The organism is Pseudomonas sp. WC1 (genome assembly GCF_050586565.1).
Taxonomy (GTDB): Bacteria; Pseudomonadota; Gammaproteobacteria; order Pseudomonadales; family Pseudomonadaceae; genus Aquipseudomonas.
Genome location: NZ_JBOBDQ010000127.1, coordinates 1 through 1205, shown reverse-complemented (window position 1 = coordinate 1205; position 1205 = coordinate 1). Strand labels below are relative to the sequence as shown.

At 57.1% G+C, this 1205-nt stretch carries 1 pseudogene; it reads left to right on the top strand.

The window, feature by feature from the left end:
• Nucleotides 1-65: 65 nt before the first annotated feature.
• Nucleotides 66-1205, top strand: a pseudogene (locus tag ACQ4OD_RS26325) (IS3 family transposase); the annotation flags it as partial.

Sequence of the window (1205 nt, the reverse complement as noted above, 5' to 3'; positions counted from 1 at the left end):
GTGTAGTGGTCTACTAACCCCGGACACCCATTTAGGCGAGAATGCTCGCCACAGAGAGGTGTCCGATGACCAAGCAACGCCGTACCTTTACCCCTGAGTTCAAGCGCGAAGCCGCCTGCCTGGTGCTCGATCAAGGCTACAGCCATGCCGAAGCGGCCCGTTCGCTCGGCTTGGTGGAGTCGGCCCTGCGTCGGTGGGTTAATCAGCTTCAGCAAGAGCGCGGCGGCATCACGCCGGCCAGCAAAGCGCTGACGCCAGAGCAGCAAAAAATCCAAGAGTTGGAAGCCCGGATCACGCGCCTTGAACGCGAGAAATCGATACTAAAAAAGGCTACCGCGCTCTTGATGTCGGAAGATCTCGAGCGTACGCGCTGATCCGCCAGCTCAGCGACCATGAGCCCGTTGATTGTTTGTGCGAAGAGTCACTCGCTCGAGTTACTACGAACATCGTCATAGAAGGCGAACTCCGAACGTCGAACGTCTGCGGTTGCGCAGTCGAGTGAATGAGTTGTTCACGCGAGGGCGAAGTGCACCCGGCAGCCGTAGCATCAAGGCAATGATGCAAGAAGAAGGTGAGCAAATCGGACGGTTCAAGGTGCGCAGCCTGATGCGTGAGCTGGCGTTGGTCAGCAAGCAGCCAGGATCACATGCGTACAAAAAGGCCACAGTGGAGCGGCCAGATATTCCGAACATCTTGAACCGAGCGTTTGATGTCGAAGCGCCAAATCAGGTCTGGTGTGGCGACATCACTTACGTTTGGGCGCAGGGCAAATGGCACTATCTGGCAGTTGTCCTGGATCTCTATGCACGCAGAGTGGTGGGCTGGGCCTTATCAGAAAAGCCGAACGCAGACCTCGTGGTCAAAGCGCTGGACGTGGCTTACGAACAACGCGGAAAGCCTCAAGGGCTACTGTTTCACCCCGGCCAGTTGAATCCGCCCAATATGGCAGTCGTCAGTTCCGCCAGAGACTGTGGCGCTACCGCATGCGCCAGAGCATCAGCCGCCGAGGCAACTGCTGGGATAATGCGCCGATGGAGCGAGTATTTCGCAGCTTGAAATCAGAGTGGATACCGACCACGGGCTACCTGACCGGGCAGCAAGCTCAACGAGACATTAGCCAGTACCTGATGGGCCACTACAACTGGATCCGACCCCATCACTTCAACGATGGGCTGGCTCCGGCGAAAGCTGAAGAAAAACTCAAA